This window comes from Rhodococcus sp. 11-3 (assembly GCF_023704055.1).
Taxonomy (GTDB): Bacteria; Actinomycetota; Actinomycetes; order Mycobacteriales; family Mycobacteriaceae; genus Rhodococcus; species Rhodococcus aetherivorans.
The window spans coordinates 3,426,077-3,440,273 of record NZ_CP080406.1 but is presented as its reverse complement, the minus strand read 5'-3'; the positions used below and the strand labels follow the sequence as shown (position 1 = coordinate 3,440,273).

General features: G+C 71.9%; 18 protein-coding genes. 12 read left to right on the top strand and 6 right to left on the bottom strand.

Features of this window, described 5'->3' with window-relative positions:
* Positions 1 to 22: 22 nt before the first annotated feature.
* From KZJ41_RS16145 to KZJ41_RS16125, 5 genes are all read right to left on the bottom strand, one after another.
* Positions 23 to 1,333, bottom strand: coding sequence for a glycoside hydrolase family 1 protein (locus KZJ41_RS16145; protein WP_251549282.1), 1,311 nt, complete (start codon positions 1,331 to 1,333; stop codon positions 23 to 25).
* Positions 1,330 to 2,454, bottom strand: a complete 1,125-nt coding sequence (locus KZJ41_RS16140; protein ID WP_050036371.1) for an alpha/beta fold hydrolase — start codon at positions 2,452 to 2,454, stop codon at positions 1,330 to 1,332. The genes KZJ41_RS16145 and KZJ41_RS16140 overlap by 4 nt, the downstream gene beginning before the upstream one ends.
* Positions 2,455 to 2,530: 76 nt before the next feature.
* On the bottom strand, positions 2,531 to 2,947 hold the full coding sequence (locus KZJ41_RS16135; RefSeq protein ID WP_006941283.1) for a hypothetical protein: 417 nt from the start codon (positions 2,945 to 2,947) through the stop codon (positions 2,531 to 2,533).
* 84 nt (positions 2,948 to 3,031) lie between these two features.
* Positions 3,032 to 4,720 carry an alpha/beta hydrolase gene (locus KZJ41_RS16130; RefSeq protein ID WP_050035341.1) on the bottom strand — a complete coding sequence of 563 codons (1,689 nt, stop codon included), beginning with the start codon at positions 4,718 to 4,720 and terminating at the stop codon, positions 3,032 to 3,034.
* Between the two features lie 176 nt (positions 4,721 to 4,896).
* Positions 4,897 to 5,280 carry a helix-turn-helix domain-containing protein gene (locus KZJ41_RS16125; protein ID WP_029544089.1) on the bottom strand — a complete coding sequence of 128 codons (384 nt, stop codon included), beginning with the start codon at positions 5,278 to 5,280 and terminating at the stop codon, positions 4,897 to 4,899.
* Positions 5,281 to 5,410: 130 nt separating this feature from the next.
* Between KZJ41_RS16125 and hisD the strand changes: the two genes are divergently transcribed.
* Genes hisD through hisI form a run of 11 tightly spaced genes read left to right on the top strand, consistent with a single transcriptional unit; the run spans position 5,411 to position 13,597 of the window.
* A complete protein-coding gene (gene hisD, locus KZJ41_RS16120) occupies positions 5,411 to 6,802 on the top strand; it encodes a histidinol dehydrogenase (protein WP_065922507.1) in 1,392 nt (463 codons plus the stop codon).
* The gene (locus tag KZJ41_RS16115) at positions 6,799 to 7,923 is read left to right on the top strand and encodes a histidinol-phosphate transaminase (protein WP_006937022.1); all 1,125 of its coding nucleotides are present in this window, start codon (positions 6,799 to 6,801) and stop codon (positions 7,921 to 7,923) included. Before hisD ends, KZJ41_RS16115 begins: the two co-directional genes overlap by 4 nt.
* Complete coding sequence (gene hisB, locus KZJ41_RS16110) at positions 7,920 to 8,552, top strand: imidazoleglycerol-phosphate dehydratase HisB (protein WP_029544085.1); 633 nt, start codon at positions 7,920 to 7,922, stop codon at positions 8,550 to 8,552. Before KZJ41_RS16115 ends, hisB begins: the two co-directional genes overlap by 4 nt.
* Complete coding sequence (locus tag KZJ41_RS16105) at positions 8,552 to 8,707, top strand: hypothetical protein (protein ID WP_006937015.1); 156 nt, start codon at positions 8,552 to 8,554, stop codon at positions 8,705 to 8,707. The genes hisB and KZJ41_RS16105 overlap by 1 nt, the downstream gene beginning before the upstream one ends.
* 29 nt (positions 8,708 to 8,736) lie before the next feature.
* On the top strand, positions 8,737 to 9,876 hold the full coding sequence (locus KZJ41_RS16100; protein ID WP_029544083.1) for an MFS transporter: 1,140 nt from the start codon (positions 8,737 to 8,739) through the stop codon (positions 9,874 to 9,876).
* Between the two features lie 10 nt (positions 9,877 to 9,886).
* The gene (gene hisH / locus KZJ41_RS16095; RefSeq protein WP_029544081.1) at positions 9,887 to 10,522 is read left to right on the top strand and encodes an imidazole glycerol phosphate synthase subunit HisH; all 636 of its coding nucleotides are present in this window, start codon (positions 9,887 to 9,889) and stop codon (positions 10,520 to 10,522) included.
* Positions 10,519 to 10,866, top strand: coding sequence for a hypothetical protein (locus tag KZJ41_RS16090; protein WP_029544079.1), 348 nt, complete (start codon positions 10,519 to 10,521; stop codon positions 10,864 to 10,866). Before hisH ends, KZJ41_RS16090 begins: the two co-directional genes overlap by 4 nt.
* Positions 10,867 to 10,916: 50 nt before the next feature.
* Positions 10,917 to 11,651, top strand: a complete 735-nt coding sequence (gene priA / locus KZJ41_RS16085; protein WP_029544076.1) for a bifunctional 1-(5-phosphoribosyl)-5-((5-phosphoribosylamino)methylideneamino)imidazole-4-carboxamide isomerase/phosphoribosylanthranilate isomerase PriA — start codon at positions 10,917 to 10,919, stop codon at positions 11,649 to 11,651.
* A gap of 4 nt (positions 11,652 to 11,655) precedes the next feature.
* The gene (locus KZJ41_RS16080; RefSeq protein ID WP_006937000.1) at positions 11,656 to 12,483 is read left to right on the top strand and encodes an inositol monophosphatase family protein; all 828 of its coding nucleotides are present in this window, start codon (positions 11,656 to 11,658) and stop codon (positions 12,481 to 12,483) included.
* On the top strand, positions 12,480 to 13,253 hold the full coding sequence (gene hisF / locus KZJ41_RS16075) for an imidazole glycerol phosphate synthase subunit HisF (protein WP_006936998.1): 774 nt from the start codon (positions 12,480 to 12,482) through the stop codon (positions 13,251 to 13,253). The genes KZJ41_RS16080 and hisF overlap by 4 nt, the downstream gene beginning before the upstream one ends.
* Positions 13,250 to 13,597 (top strand): phosphoribosyl-AMP cyclohydrolase, encoded by a 348-nt coding sequence (gene hisI / locus KZJ41_RS16070; RefSeq protein WP_006936996.1) that lies wholly within the window; start codon positions 13,250 to 13,252, stop codon positions 13,595 to 13,597. Before hisF ends, hisI begins: the two co-directional genes overlap by 4 nt.
* Before the next feature lie 72 nt (positions 13,598 to 13,669).
* Here the strand turns inward: hisI and KZJ41_RS16065 are convergent, their stop codons facing one another.
* On the bottom strand, positions 13,670 to 13,819 hold the full coding sequence (locus KZJ41_RS16065) for a hypothetical protein (protein ID WP_006936980.1): 150 nt from the start codon (positions 13,817 to 13,819) through the stop codon (positions 13,670 to 13,672).
* Positions 13,820 to 13,941: 122 nt separating this feature from the next.
* On the opposite strand from KZJ41_RS16065, the gene KZJ41_RS16060 reads away from it, so the two are divergent.
* Complete coding sequence (locus tag KZJ41_RS16060; RefSeq protein ID WP_029544072.1) at positions 13,942 to 14,121, top strand: 2-hydroxymuconate tautomerase family protein; 180 nt, start codon at positions 13,942 to 13,944, stop codon at positions 14,119 to 14,121.
* The last annotated feature ends 76 nt before the right edge of the window (positions 14,122 to 14,197 follow it).

Below are 14,197 nucleotides of genomic sequence, written 5' to 3'. Positions count from 1 at the left end.
TTCTACGACCGGGCCGGGCCGGTCAGCCCGGCACCGGCACCGGCCACGGCTCACCGGTGACGGCCCGGTAGGCGTCGACCCCGTCGGTGGGACGGCGCGTCAGGTTCGGATCCGTGCGCACGTCGACGGTATACAGGCCGAAACGTGGTGTGTAGCTTCCCCATTCGTAGTTGTCGGTGATCGACCAGTAGTTGTACCCGAAGACGGGGGCGCCGTCGGCCGCGGCGCGGCGCATCCGGTCGACGTGCTCGCGCAGGTGTCGCGCCCGGGTCCAGCCGTCGGCGCGGGGCGCCCCGTCGGCGGTGGGCATTCCGTTCTCCACGACGTACAGCGGCAGCCCCGGGAAACGGCGGGTGTAGTGCATCAGCGCCTCGTACATCCCGTCGGGATGCGGGACGATCGAGGCGAAGTCGTCGGTGAGCGCGTGGATCGCGCTCGGGTTGGCGAGGGTGGCCCCGTAGTAGTAGTCGAGCCCGAGGAAGTCGAGGGTGTCGCGGACCCGGTCGACGAACAGGGCGTCGAGTCCGGTCTGCACCCCGGGGATGTACGCGGCGTTGGACGTCACGCGCGCGCCCGGGTCCAGTTCGTGGATCCGGGCGTAGATCGAGCGGTGCGCGGCGACCAGGGCGTCGAACATGCGGGGGACGTCGGCAGCGTCGATCCCGCCGAAGGCGAGTTCCTTCTGGACGTAGATCGTCGGTTCGTTGATCGTCACCCACATCGCGCCCAGCCCGGCGTACCGGGCGACGACCTGCTCGGCGTTGGCGAGCCATGCCCCGACCGTGGCGGGATCGCGCCAACCGCCGCGGTCGGCGATCCACCCGGGGTACACCCAGTGGTCGAGGGTGATCATCGGGATCATGCCGTGCCCGCGCACCGTCGCGACGACGTCGTCGTAGTAGCGCAGTTCGGCCTCGTCCCAGCCGTGCGGGGTGGGCTGGATGCGGGACCACTCGACCGAGAACCGGAACACGTCCACCCCGAGGTCCGCGGCCGCGGCGATGTCCTCCCGGTAGCGGTGACGGAAATCCACCGAGGTGCCGACGAGTTCGTGGGTGCGGCCCGACGCGGCGTACCTGGTCCAGTTGCTGTCCGGCGGGGAGCCTTCGGATTGGAAGCCGGAACTCGACACGCCCCACAGGAACCCGTCTCCCGCGGCGTGGGCGGGCGGGGAGGACCCCGCCGCGGCGGCGGCCGCGAGGGCGGCCGTCAGCACCACCGCGGCAGCGGCCCTCCGTACCGCCGCGACGGCGGCCCTCCGTACCGCCGCGACGGCGGCCCTCCGCACCGCCGCGACGGCGGCCCTCCGCACCGCCGCGTCGGCGGTCCTCATCGGGAGTGCGCGGCGATCCCGGCCGCAAGCCGAGGCCACAGCTCGGTGAGGGCGCGCCGGCCGACGAACAAGCCGAGGTGGCCGGCGTCGACGTCGTGCACCGTGATGTCGCCGGCGGGTGTGCTGACGTGGTCGGCGAGGGCGAGGACCTGTCCCGGTGGCACCACGAGGTCGTGCCGGCCGAGGACGATGTGCACGGGGCACTCGATCGCGGCCAGGTCCACCGGACCGGCCGCGGTGGTGACGGCCCCGGCGACGAGGTCGTTGCCGACGAACAGGTGCTCGAGGATCCACGTGCGGAATGCGGCGGGGATCTCCTGGCGCCAGAGGAACCACCGTCGTTCGTCGATCGCCTGTCCGAGGGTGTCGGGGTCGTTCAGCAGGCCCAGCAGTTCGAGGCTGCGCTGGACCTCGCTCACCGGGTCGGTGGGCAGCACCCCGAACAGCCGAGAGGCGTCGTACCACAGGTTCAGCACGGACGCGGACACCGAGCGTGGCACGTGTTCGAGGGCGCCGGCACCGGGACGGTCGGCGTGGAAGTCGATCGGGGCCCCCGCGACGGTGAGGCTGTGCACGGTCCGCGGATGCAGTGCGGCGTGCATCGCCGCGAGCCAGCCACCCTGGCTGCCGCCGACCAGGTTGACCCGTCCGCCGAGCAGTTCGACGGCCTCGGCGAGGACGGCGAGATGGTCGTCGAGGGAGGCGCCGTCGGTGACCGGGCCGGCGGGCGCCCAGTCCAGGCAGTACAGCCGCGACAACCCGCCGCTGCGCAGGGCGGAGACCTGGCTGCGGTCGGAGGAGAGGTCGACGATGCACGAGTGCGATCCGGACTGCGGCGGCAGCAGCAGGGTGGGGACGGCCTCGGGGGCGGGAGCGTCGGGGTCGCTGCAGTCACGCAGCCGGGCGAGCGGCCAGGAGTGCGCGACGGGCCACGGGTGGGCCCAGCGCGGGGGTTCGCGGTCGGTGAGCACGCGCCACCAGTCGGCGATGTCGCCGGCGACGTCGAGCGGGTGCGCGCCGCGTCGGCTCAGGGTGGCCAGGTAGGTGCTCCAGCCGGCGATCGCCGCCGCCCCGAGACGGAACGGGGCGGCGGCGATCGCGACGGTCTGCAGGGCGTTCATGGGGTTCATTGAACCGGCGCCCGGTGCGTGGTGCCCCTCTTCCGACGCGATCGCGTCGGAACAGACGCACAATCGATCACTTGAGGAGATCGCGTGCGGTGGTGGTCACCGTGGTGGTGAGCTCACGGGCGAAGGAGACCTGCGCCTTGGTGAGGTCCTCGACCCAGGCGATCGGGGTGGCGGAGGCGATCTTCTCCTGCAGGTCGAGCAGGCTGGTCACGGCGCGCTCGTAGGTGTCGACGGTGAGGTTGCCGCTCTGCTTGGCAGCGTCGACGACCTTGTCGTTGAACTCGCTCAGGCGGGCGGCGCTCTCGTCGAGAGCCTTGGTGAACTCGGCGGTGGCCTGGTTCGCGGCGGTGGTGGCCGACTCGGCGATCTTCTGAGCGGCGGCGGTGGCGTCCGCGGTGGCCTTGGCAGCAGCCTCGTTGGCCTTGGCGGTGTCGGCGGTGGTCTTGGCGACAGCGGCGTCGACGGGGGTCTTGGCGGTGGTCATGGCGTACCTTCCGTTCGGGTGTGTGAGGGCGCCTCGGAGGACGCTGTTAGCAGGTTAGCAAGATGAATGCTAACGCGCAAGTCCTCAGCTGAAGACGTACGTGCCCGGAGCGTCCTCGAGCGGCGGGTGGGCGGCGCTGCCCATTGCCGGCGGCGGCACCAGCTCCCCGGCGCGCTTGTTCGACCAGGCCGTCCAGTCCTCCCACCACGAGTGCTCGTAGCGGGTGGCCGCGTCGTCCCAGACCTGCGGATCCGCGGGCAGCGGCGAGCCGGTCTCGGCGTCCGGCGCCCCGACGGCCTTGAACCACACCTTCTTGCCGGGCGGGTTCACCGCGCCGGCGACGTGCCCGCCGTTGGTGAGCACGTAGCGCACGTCGCCGCCCAGCAGGTTCACCGCCTGGTACGACGATGTCCAGGGCACGATGTGGTCGTTGATCGCGCCGACGACGTAGGTGTCGCACGTGATGTCGTGCAGGTTCAGGGGCTGTCCGTCGAGCACGTAGAGGCCCTCGGCCAGCTCGTTGCGGCCGTACAGCGACCGGAGGTAGTGCGAGTGCATCTCCGCGGGCATGCTCGTGCTGTCCTCGTTCCACGCGAGGATGTCGAAGGCCGCAGGCTTCTCGCCCTTCATCCACCGCGAGACCCAGTAGTTGAAGACGAGGTCCTTCGCGCGGATCATGTCGAAGCTGCCGGCCATCTCCTTGCCGGACAGGAAGCCCTGCTGCCGCATCCGGAACTCGACGAGGTCCAGCGTGGACGGATCGGTCAGCAACCCGAGTTCCCCGACCTGGCTGTAGTCGAGCAGGGTGTTGAGCATGGTGAAGGCGGTCACGCGCTTGTCGCCGACGGCGAATGCGCGCGCGGCGGCCATCGCGGCCATCGCGCCGCCGAGGCAGATGGACAGCACCTCGATCTTCGGCGACCCGGTGATCTCCTCGACCACGTCCAGCGCGGCGGCAATGCCGTTGACGTAGTAGTCGTCCATGGTGATGTGCCGCATCGACTCGTCCGGGTTCCGGTACGAGAGCATGAACACGGTGCGGCCGTGCTGGACCGCCCACTCGGCGAGGCTGCGACCGGGTGCGAGATCGAGGATGTAGTACTTGTTGATCCACGGCGGCGCGGCGAGGATCGGCACCGCATGCACCTGCTCGGTCTGCGGCGTGTACTGGATCAGCTCGATCAGGTCGTTGCGATAGACCACCTTGCCCGGGGTGGCCGCGAGGTTCTCGCCGACGGTGAACGCGTCCGAGTCCACCTTCAGCGGCAGGCCGCCGCGGTTGAGCACGTCGTGCACGGCATATCGGGCGCCGCGCAGCAGGCTTGCCCCGCCCGTCTCGAATGCACGGGTGAGCACGCCCGGATTCCACAGGAAGTTCGACGGGGCCAGCACGTCGAGCATCAGGTTCGCGAACTGGCGGGCCTTGCCGTCCTGCAGCGGATCGCCGGCGCCGGCGTCGGTGAGTTCCTCGACGTAGGCCCGCGTGGCGAGATAACTCTGCAGGAGCGAGAAGTACGCGGGGTTCTCCCGCCAGGCGGTGTCGGAGAAACGGCGGTCCCGCGGGTCGAGCGGCATCGGCGGCTTGGGATCGTCGGCGTTGAACACGCGGGTGGCCGCCGCGGGGATCTTCACCAGCCGGCCCGCGTATTCCGTCGTGGCGGCGGTGACGGCCTGGGGGTTGCGGACGGCGCGTCCGGCCACCGACTTCACCGCGGGACCCCAGCCGATCGGGTCCAGGGTCGACTTCAACTTCTTGTGCACGTGGTCGAGCAAGGGACATCTCCAGATGGGGAAGAGGGGTGTGCCCCGAGGGTGACACCGCGTGCCGGGTCGCGCATCTTACCGCGAAGTACATGCGAGCTGCACGTGGGGCGGGCGGGCGGGGACGCGGCGCCCCACCAGCCGAAACCTGAGGATGGCTCACATTATGCCGTCCGATGTGACCTTACTCACTCCGCATCGTCGTCGGAGCGCGCACCCCGGCGCCGCTTACCCACGGTCACCTCCCGGAACGCCTCGTACATCTCCACCAGCGACCGCCGCTGCGCGTTCGTCAGATCCGGATCCTCCCGGATCGCGTGCACCACCGCGGACTCTCCCGGATCCGGCCGCCCCGCCTCGGCCGTCAACGCATCCGCCGACAGATGCAGCTGCTCGGCGATGGCCTGCAGCACGCGTTCGCTCGGCGCCCGCAGGTTCCGTTCGATCTGCGACAGATACGGGTTCGAGATCCCCACCATCGCGGCGAGCTGCCGCATGGGCAACTCGGCGAGCTCACGTTGCCGGCGGATCAGCTCCCCCAACGTCGGGGGGTGCGACACATCGTCCTCCATGTGGTCAGCATAGGTCCGGCCGCCGGCCGCCCCGAGGCGCACGGACGGCGCGTTCGGGGACTGCCGTCGAGGGCGATCGCCGCCATCACGGATAATGGAACGGACCCCCGTTCGCGAGAGAGGACACCTCATGCTTGCCCGCACCGACCTGCGTGGTCGAACCCCCACCACTGCGGAGCTGAGGGGCGCGCTGCCCCGCGGCGGAGTGGATGTGGACGCGGTGCTGCATCAGGTGCGGCCCGTGGTCGAGGACGTGCGCGACCGAGGCGCCGCCGCCGCCCTCGACTACAGCGAGAAGTTCGACGGGGTGCGCCCCGACCGCGTGCGGGTGCCGAAGGCCGAACTCGACCGGGCCCTCGAGGAACTCGATCCCGCCGTGCGCTCGGCGCTGGTCGTCGCGATCGAACGCACCCGCACGGTGCACCAGGACCAGCGCCGCACCGACACCGTCACCGAGGTCGTGCCCGGCGGCACCGTCACCGAACGCTGGGTGCCGGTCGAGCGGGTGGGGCTGTACGTGCCCGGCGGCAACGCCGTCTACCCGTCGTCGGTCGTGATGAACGTGGTGCCCGCCCAGGCCGCCGGCGTCGAGTCGCTCGTCGTCGCGTCCCCGCCGCAGGCGGACTTCGGAGGCCTGCCGCACCCGACCATCCTCGCCGCTGCCGCCCTGCTCGGCGTCGACGAGGTGTGGGCCGTCGGCGGTGCCCAGGCCGTGGCGCTGCTCAGCTACGGCGGCACCGACATGACACCGGACGGCACCGCCGTCGTGACACCGGACGGCACCGCCGTCGTGACACCGGACGGCACCGCCGTCGACGACGCCGAACTCGCGCCCGTGGACATGATCACCGGCCCGGGCAACATCTACGTCACCGCCGCCAAGCGCCTGTGCCGCGCCGTCGTCGGCATCGACGCCGAGGCCGGCCCCACCGAGATCGCGATCCTGGCCGACCACACCGCCGATCCGGTCCACGTCGCGGCCGACATGATCAGCCAGGCCGAGCACGACGTCATGGCCGCGTCGGTCCTCGTCACCACCAGCGCCGAGCTCGCCGACGCCGTCGACGCCGCCGTCGCCGCCCAGCTCGAGCTCACCAAGCACCGCGAACGCGTACGGACCGCGCTGTCGGGCAGCCAGTCCGGGATCGTCCTCGTCGACGACCTCGACCAGGGCCTGAAGGTCGTCGACGCCTACGCCGCCGAGCACCTCGAGATCCAGACCGAGAACGCCTCCGCGGTCGCCGCGCGGGTACGGGCCGCGGGCGCGATCTTCGTCGGCCCCTGGGCGCCGGTCAGCCTCGGTGACTACTGCGCCGGCTCGAACCACGTGCTGCCCACCGCCGGCTGCGCCCGGCACCAGTCCGGACTGAGCGTGCAGACGTTCCTGCGCGGCATTCACGTCGTCGAGTACAGCCGCGAGGCGCTCGAGGACGTCGCAGGGCACGTGATCACCCTCGCCACCGCCGAGGACCTGCCCGCGCACGGCGAGGCCGTGCGGCTGCGCTTCGAGGACCTGCAGTGAGCGCCCCGGGATCCGGCATCACCGTCGACGACCTGCCGCTGCGGGAGAACCTGCGCGGCAAGTCCGCCTACGGTGCGCCGCAGCTGACGGTGCCGGTGCAGCTCAACACCAACGAGAACCCGCACCCACCGACCCGCGCCCTGATCGACGACGTCGCCGAGTCGGTGCGCGAGGCCGCCGCGCAGCTGCATCGCTACCCCGACCGTGACGCCGTCGCGCTGCGCACCGACCTCGCCGCCTACCTGACCCGGCAGACCGGGGTGGGCGTGAGCGTCGAGAACGTCTGGGCCGCCAACGGGTCCAACGAGATCCTGCAGCAGATCCTGCAGGCCTTCGGCGGGCCGGGCCGATCCGCTATGGGATTCGTGCCGTCCTACTCGATGCACCCGATCATCGCCGACGGCACCCAGACCGAGTGGCTGCCGACCTACCGGGGCGAGGACTTCACCCTCGACCTCGACTCGTCGGTGGCCGCGATCCGCCGGCAGCAACCCGACGTGGTGTTCGTCACCAGCCCGAACAACCCCACCGGGCACAGCATCCCGCTCGACGAGCTGCGCGCGATCTGCGCGGCCGCGCCCGGCATCGTGATCGTCGACGAGGCCTACGCCGAGTTCTCCGCCGCCCCCAGCGCGCTCGCGCTGATCGACGAGTTCCCGGCCAAGGTGATCGTCTCGCGCACTATGAGCAAGGCGTTCGCGTTCGCCGGGGGCCGGCTCGGCTACCTCGCCGCCGCGCCCGCGTTCGTCGAGGCACTGCTGCTCGTGCGGCTGCCCTACCACCTGTCGGTGATCACCCAGGCTGCCGCCCGGGCCGCGCTGCGGCACGCCGACGAGACCCTCGGCTCGGTCGCGCGGCTGTGCGCCGAACGCGACCGCATCGCGACCGAGCTGACCCGATTCGGCTACCACGTGGTGCCTTCGGACGCGAACTTCATCCTGTTCGGGCGCTTCGCCGATGCCGCCGCGACCTGGCAGCGCTACCTCGACGAGGGTGTGCTGATCCGGGACGTCGGTATCCCCGGGTTCCTGCGCACCACCGTGGGCCTGGCCCACGAGAACGACGAACTGCTACGGGTGAGCGAGAAGCTCGCCGCCACCGAGATCGAGGACGGGCGATGAGCGAGCAGACCACCCCCACCCCGCGCACCGCGCGGATCGAGCGTGCCACCAAGGAGTCGTCCATCGTCGTCGAGCTGAACCTCGACGGCACCGGCCGCACCGACATCACCACCGGTGTCCCGTTCTACGACCACATGCTCACCGCGCTCGGTCAGCACGCCAGCTTCGACCTGACCGTGCGCGCCCAGGGCGACATCGAGATCGAGGCGCACCACACCGTCGAGGACACCGCGATCGTCCTCGGTCAGGCGCTGAATCAGGCACTCGGGGACAAGCGGGGCATCCGCCGCTTCGGCGACGCGTTCATTCCGATGGACGAGACCCTCGCGCACGCGGCGGTGGACGTCTCCGGCCGGCCCTACTGCGTGCACACCGGCGAACCGGACTACATGGTGCACTCGGTGATCGGCGGCTACCCCGGCGTGCCGTACTCGACCGTGATCAACAAGCACGTGTTCGAATCCCTCGCCTTCCACGCCCGCATCGCCCTGCACGTACGCGTGCTCTACGGCCGCGACCAGCACCACATCACCGAGGCCGAGTTCAAGGCCGTCGCGCGGGCGCTGCGCCAGGCCGTCGAACCGGATCCCCGGGTCAGCGGCGTGCCGTCGACCAAGGGCACCCTGTAGTGGACGTCGTCCTGACGTACGGCCTGTTCATGCTCGCCGGCCTCGCCGCGGGTGGCACCTGGTCGACGTGGCGGGGCGGCAACACCCTCTTCGCCGGGGTGCTGCTGGCGCTGACCCTGCTCGCCGCGATCGCCGGTGTGCTGAGGCTGCTCTGACGTCGTCGGATCGGCCGGGCCTGTTCGCGGTGCCGGGGCTGCCCGCCGCCTGGGCGATGGCGGCGGGCGCGTTCGCCGGGTTCTCCCTGCTGCTGCCCGTAGTGCCCCGGGCCGTCGCCGACGCCGGCGGCAGCGGCACCCTCGCCGGCGCGGTGACGGCGGTGTTCATGGGCGCGACGGTGCTCACCCAACCGGCGGTGCCGCGCCTGGTGCGGGCCCGCGGCTACCGGCCCGTGCTCGCCGCAGGATGCCTGCTGCTGGGCCTGCCGTCGCTGCTGCTCCTGCTGTCGCTGCACCCGGCCGTGGTGCTGCCGACCTCCGCGGTGCGGGGGATCGGCTTCGGCATGATCACCGTGGCCAGCGCCGCCCTCGTGGCCGAACTCGCGCCCGCCCGGCTGCTCGGCCGCGCCACCGGCGCACAGGGCATCGCGATCGCCGCGGCGCAGATGGTCGGACTGCCGCTCGGACTGGCGGTCGCCGAGCGGGCCTCCACCGCACCCGTGTTCGTGCTCGGCGCGGCGGTGCCCACGCTCGCGCTCGTCGCGATCGCGCGCCTGCCGCAGGTGGTCACCCGGCAGACCGGCGCGGCCGGAAGCCGCACGCCGCTGCGGGCTCTGGCCCTGCCGGCGGTGGCGATCGCCGCGGGTGCCGTCGCCTACGGCGGCCTCACCTCGCTGCTGTCGATCGCCGTGCCCGCGGCCTCGGGCCAGGTGGCGCTCGCGTTGGCGCTGATCAGCGCGTCCACCCTCGTCGGTCGCTACGGCGCCGGTGCGGTCGCGGACCGGATCGGCGCGGGCCGGCTCCTGCCGGCCGGGCTCGGCCTGGCCGCCGTGGCGATGGTGCCGTTCGCGCTCGCCGCGGACGATCGCGGCGGCGCGGCGGTCCTGCTCGGTGCGGCGGTGGCATTCGGCCTCGGCTTCGGCGTCGTGCAGAACGACGCCCTGATGCTTGCGTTCCGTCGCGCCGGGCCCGCCCATGTCGGCGCCGCGAGCGCCGCCTGGAACATCGGCTTCGACGCGGGCACCGGGGCCGGATCGCTGCTGCTCGGCGGGATCGCCACCGTCGCAGGCTATCCCGCCGCGTTCGCGACCGCCGCGCTGCTCGTGCCGATCCTGCCGCTGCTCGCCCGGATCGCCGGGCCGTCGGAGCGGCCCGCCGCGGCCCCATAGAATCGAGCCCATGAGCGCAACCAAGGTCGCCGTCCTCGACTACGGCTCCGGCAATCTGCATTCGGCGACGCGCGCGGTGGCGCGCACCGGCGTGCAGGTGGAGGTGACCGCCGACCCGCAGGTCGCGCTCGCCGCCGACGGCCTGGTCGTGCCCGGCGTCGGCGCGTTCGCGGCGTGCATGGCGGGACTGAAGGCGGTGCGCGGGGACCGGATCATCGGGCAGCGACTCGCCGGCGGCCGTCCGGTGCTCGGCATCTGCGTCGGCATGCAGATCCTCTTCGACAAGGGCGTGGAATTCGGTGTCGAGACCGACGGATGTGGCGAATGGCCCGGCACCGTCGAACGTCTCGACGCGCCGGTGCTGCCGCACATGGGCTGGAACACCGTCGAGGCCCCCGACAACAGCGTGCTGTTCGCCGGCATGGACCGCGACACCCGGTTCTACTTCGTGCACTCCTACGCCGCGCAGAAGTGGGAGCTGCCGCCGTCGGAGCTGTTCGCCCCGCCCGCGCTGACCTGGGCGGAGCACGGCGGGCGGTTCCTCGCCGCGGTCGAGAACGGCCCGTTGTCTGCGACGCAGTTCCATCCCGAGAAGTCCGGCGACGCGGGGGCCGAGCTGCTGCGCAATTGGGTCGGCAGTTTGTGAACCGCGGCGGGGCCGGCGGCGACGACCCGGCCCGGCCGGAGTTCTCGCTCGGCCGGCTCGCGCTGACGGCACTGGGCGCCGCCACGGGCGTGCTCCTGCTCGCCACCGTCGTCATCGTGGTGCTGCGACCGGGGCCCGTCGTCGGGTTGATCGTCGCCCTCGCCGGCGTGGCCGGCGCGATCGCCGCGATGGGCGTCGTCTCGACCCGGACGACGCGCCGCGCCTTCGGTCCCGACGGCAACGACACCCCGCGCCGTGACGGCAGCGACACGCCGCGCCGCGACGGTGACGACACGCCGCGCGGCGACGGTGACGACACGCCGCGCGGCGACGGTGCGGGGTGACCGTCGGGGCCGGTTCTCCGCGACCGCCGCGACCCACTAGCATGGGCGCAGTGAGCCTGGTCCTTTTGCCTGCAGTCGATGTCGCCAACGGTGAAGCAGTTCGCCTCGTCCAGGGAGAGGCGGGCAGCGAGACCAGCTACGGCTCTCCCCGCGACGCCGCCCTCGAGTGGCAGAACGCCGGCGCCGAATGGGTGCACCTCGTCGATCTCGACGCCGCCTTCGGACGCGGCTCCAACCGCGAACTCCTCGCCGAGGTCGTCGGCGAACTGGACGTGAAGGTAGAGCTCTCCGGCGGGATCCGCGACGACGAGTCCCTCGAGGCGGCGCTGGCCACCGGGTGCGCTCGCGTCAACCTCGGCACCGCCGCCATCGAGGATCCCGACTGGTGCGCCCGCGCCATCGCCGAGTACGGCGACCGCATCGCCGTCGGGCTCGACGTCAAGCTCATCGACGGGCAGTGGCGCCTGCGCGGCCGCGGCTGGGTCTCCGACGGCGGCGACCTGTGGGAGGTCCTCGCGCGGCTCGACCGCGACGGCTGCAGCCGCTACGTCGTCACCGACGTCACCAAGGACGGCACGCTCACCGGCCCCAACCTCGATCTGCTCGCCCAGGTCTGCGCAGCCACCGACGCTCCCGTCGTCGCCTCCGGCGGCGTGTCCGCCCTCGACGATCTGCGGGCGATCGCCGGCCTCGTCGACCGGGGCGTCGAGGGCGCCATCGTCGGCAAGGCGCTGTACGCGGGCCGGTTCACGCTCACCGAGGCCCTCGACGCGGTCTCACGCTGATCCGATGACCGCGCCCGCCGATCTGTCCAGCCTGCTCGCCGTCGCCGGTGAGGTGCTCGACGCGGCGTCGGAGCGTTTCGTCGCCGGTCGCGGCGCGCCGCGCTCGGTGAACAAGGGGCCCAACGACTTCGCCACCGACCTCGACCTCGAACTCGAACGGCGCATCTCCACGGAACTGGAGCGGCGCACGGGCATTGCCGTGCACGGTGAGGAGTTCGGCGGTCCCGAAGCCGATTCGGGCACGGTGTGGCTGCTCGACCCGATCGACGGCACCGTCAACTACTCCGCCGGGCTGCCCACCGCGGGAATCCTGCTCGCACTCGTCCGCGACGGCGACCCGATCCTCGGGCTGACCTGGCTGCCGTTCGTCGGCGACCGGTTCGCGGCCGCCGCGGACGGGCCGCTGCTGCGCAACGGTCGTCCCCAGCCGCCGCTGCAGCCGGCGGCGCTGGCGGACGTGATGGTCGGCGTGGGCAGCTTCGACATCGACAGCCGCGGGCGTATCCCGGGCCGGCGCCGGCTCGAGGTCATCACCGAGCTGAGCCGCCGGGTGTCGCGCCTGCGCATGCACGGTTCCACCGGGGTGGACCTGGCGTACACGGCGGCCGGGGTGCTCGGCGCCGCCGTCGTCTTCGGGCACCACCCGTGGGACAACGCCGCCGGCGTGGCCCTGGTGCGGGCGGCCGGTGGTCTCGCCACCGACTTCGCCGGCAAGCCCTGGCGCATCGGCTCCGGCTCTGTGGTCGCCGGCGCCCCCGGCGTGCACGAGGAGATACTCGACATCGTGGGATCGCTTCCCGGTCCCGTCCCCGAGGAGGACCGAATTCCATGACCCTGGCAGTCCGGGTGATCCCGTGTCTGGACGTCGACGCCGGCCGCGTCGTCAAGGGGGTGAACTTCGAGAACCTGCGCGACGCCGGTGATCCCGTCGAACTCGCCGCGGCGTACGACCTGCAGGGCGCGGACGAGTTGACCTTCCTCGACGTCACCGCGTCGAGCGGCGACCGCGGCACCATGCTCGACGTGGTCAGCCGCACCGCCGAGCAGGTGTTCATCCCGCTCACCGTCGGCGGCGGCGTCCGCACCGTCGAGGACGTGGACCGGCTGCTGCGGGCCGGCGCGGACAAGGTCAGCATCAACACCGCCGCCATCGCCCGCCCGGAGGTGTTGCGCGAGATGTCCGAGCGGTTCGGGTCGCAGTGCATCGTGCTGTCCGTCGACGCCCGCACCGTGCCCGACGGCGAGGAGGACACCCCGTCGGGATGGGAGGTCACCACGCACGGCGGCCGCCGCGGCACCGGCATCGACGCCGTCGAATGGGCACGCCGCGGCGCGGAACTCGGCGTGGGGGAGATCCTGCTGAACTCGATGGACGCCGACGGCACCAAGTCCGGCTTCGACCTGCCGATGATCCAGGCGGTGCGCGCCGCGGTGCACGTGCCGGTGATCGCCAGCGGCGGCGCGGGAGCTGTCGAGCACTTCGCCCCCGCCGTGCACGCCGGCGCCGACGCGGTCCTCGCGGCCAGCGTGTTCCACTTCGGGGAACTCACCATCCCGCAGGTCAAGGCGGCGATGCGCGCCGAGGGGATCGAGGTGCGATGAGCAGGCTGGATCCGGCGATCGCGGCGCGGCTCAAGCGCAACGAGGCGGGGCTGTTCGCCGCCGTCGCCCAGGAACGTGCCACCGGCGAGGTGCTGATGATGGCGTGGATGGACGACGAGGCGCTCGCCCGTACCCTAGAGACCCGTACCGCCACCTACTTCTCGCGTTCGCGCGGCCAGTACTGGGTCAAGGGCGAGACCTCCGGCCACACCCAGTACGTGCACGAGGTGCGGCTCGACTGCGACGGCGACACGGTGTTGCTCGTCGTCGACCAGGTCGGGGCCGCGTGCCACACCGGCACCCACACGTGCTTCGACGCCGACGTCCTGCTCGCCGGCGAGTAGGCGCCTTCGGCGCGGGTGCGTCCTTTGGGCGGCTCCAGCCGTCCAAAGGACACACCGGCGGTGTCGCGGGCGTCAGATGACGATCGGCGCGCCGGTGAGCAGGCTCCAGAGACCCAGGCCGAGGTACACGACGGTGCCGATGGCGGACCGGATCGGATCGTCCGTGAGGAAACCTTCTGCGGCCCAACCGACGAACTCCGTGAACAGTTCCGAGGATCCCATGCTGCATCCTTCCGAGAGGCGAGGCAGGTCGTGAACGGCGGTCGTGAACCAAATCGACCGACCGGATTGTTTCGTTACACCTCCCGGTGCCCGCTCCGTCGGCGGTGCGGCACAATCTCCCCATGCCTCTCATCCAGATCAGCCAGACCCCCGGTCTCACCGTCGAACAGAAGCGCGCCACCATCGAGGCGGTGACCAAGGCCTACGCCGAGGCAACCGGCAAGGATGCGACGTCGGTGTGGGTGACCATCACCGAGGTGCCGCGGGAGCAGTGGGGCGTCGGGGGTGTCCCGCTCGGGTGAGGTGCACCGCCCCCGGGACAGGGCGCCCCGCGACGGGCGCTGCCGGCCGTCGATCTCGGCGAGCGGATCCTGGCAG

Bases quoted from the DNA above. Each gene is read 5' to 3' on its own strand.
- KZJ41_RS16145 (WP_251549282.1), bottom strand. From the start codon at position 1,333: ATGAGGACCGCCGACGCGGCGGTGCGGAGGGCCGCCGTCGCGGCGGTG.
- KZJ41_RS16140 (WP_050036371.1), bottom strand. From the start codon at position 2,454: ATGAACGCCCTGCAGACCGTCGCGATCGCCGCCGCCCCGTTCCGTCTC.
- KZJ41_RS16135 (WP_006941283.1), bottom strand. From the start codon at position 2,947: ATGACCACCGCCAAGACCCCCGTCGACGCCGCTGTCGCCAAGACCACC.
- KZJ41_RS16125 (WP_029544089.1), bottom strand. From the start codon at position 5,280: ATGGAGGACGATGTGTCGCACCCCCCGACGTTGGGGGAGCTGATCCGC.
- hisD (WP_065922507.1), top strand. From the start codon at position 5,411: ATGCTTGCCCGCACCGACCTGCGTGGTCGAACCCCCACCACTGCGGAG.
- hisB (WP_029544085.1), top strand. From the start codon at position 7,920: ATGAGCGAGCAGACCACCCCCACCCCGCGCACCGCGCGGATCGAGCGT.
- hisH (WP_029544081.1), top strand. From the start codon at position 9,887: ATGAGCGCAACCAAGGTCGCCGTCCTCGACTACGGCTCCGGCAATCTG.
- KZJ41_RS16080 (WP_006937000.1), top strand. From the start codon at position 11,656: ATGACCGCGCCCGCCGATCTGTCCAGCCTGCTCGCCGTCGCCGGTGAG.
- hisF (WP_006936998.1), top strand. From the start codon at position 12,480: ATGACCCTGGCAGTCCGGGTGATCCCGTGTCTGGACGTCGACGCCGGC.
- hisI (WP_006936996.1), top strand. From the start codon at position 13,250: ATGAGCAGGCTGGATCCGGCGATCGCGGCGCGGCTCAAGCGCAACGAG.
- KZJ41_RS16065 (WP_006936980.1), bottom strand. From the start codon at position 13,819: ATGGGATCCTCGGAACTGTTCACGGAGTTCGTCGGTTGGGCCGCAGAA.
- KZJ41_RS16060 (WP_029544072.1), top strand. From the start codon at position 13,942: ATGCCTCTCATCCAGATCAGCCAGACCCCCGGTCTCACCGTCGAACAG.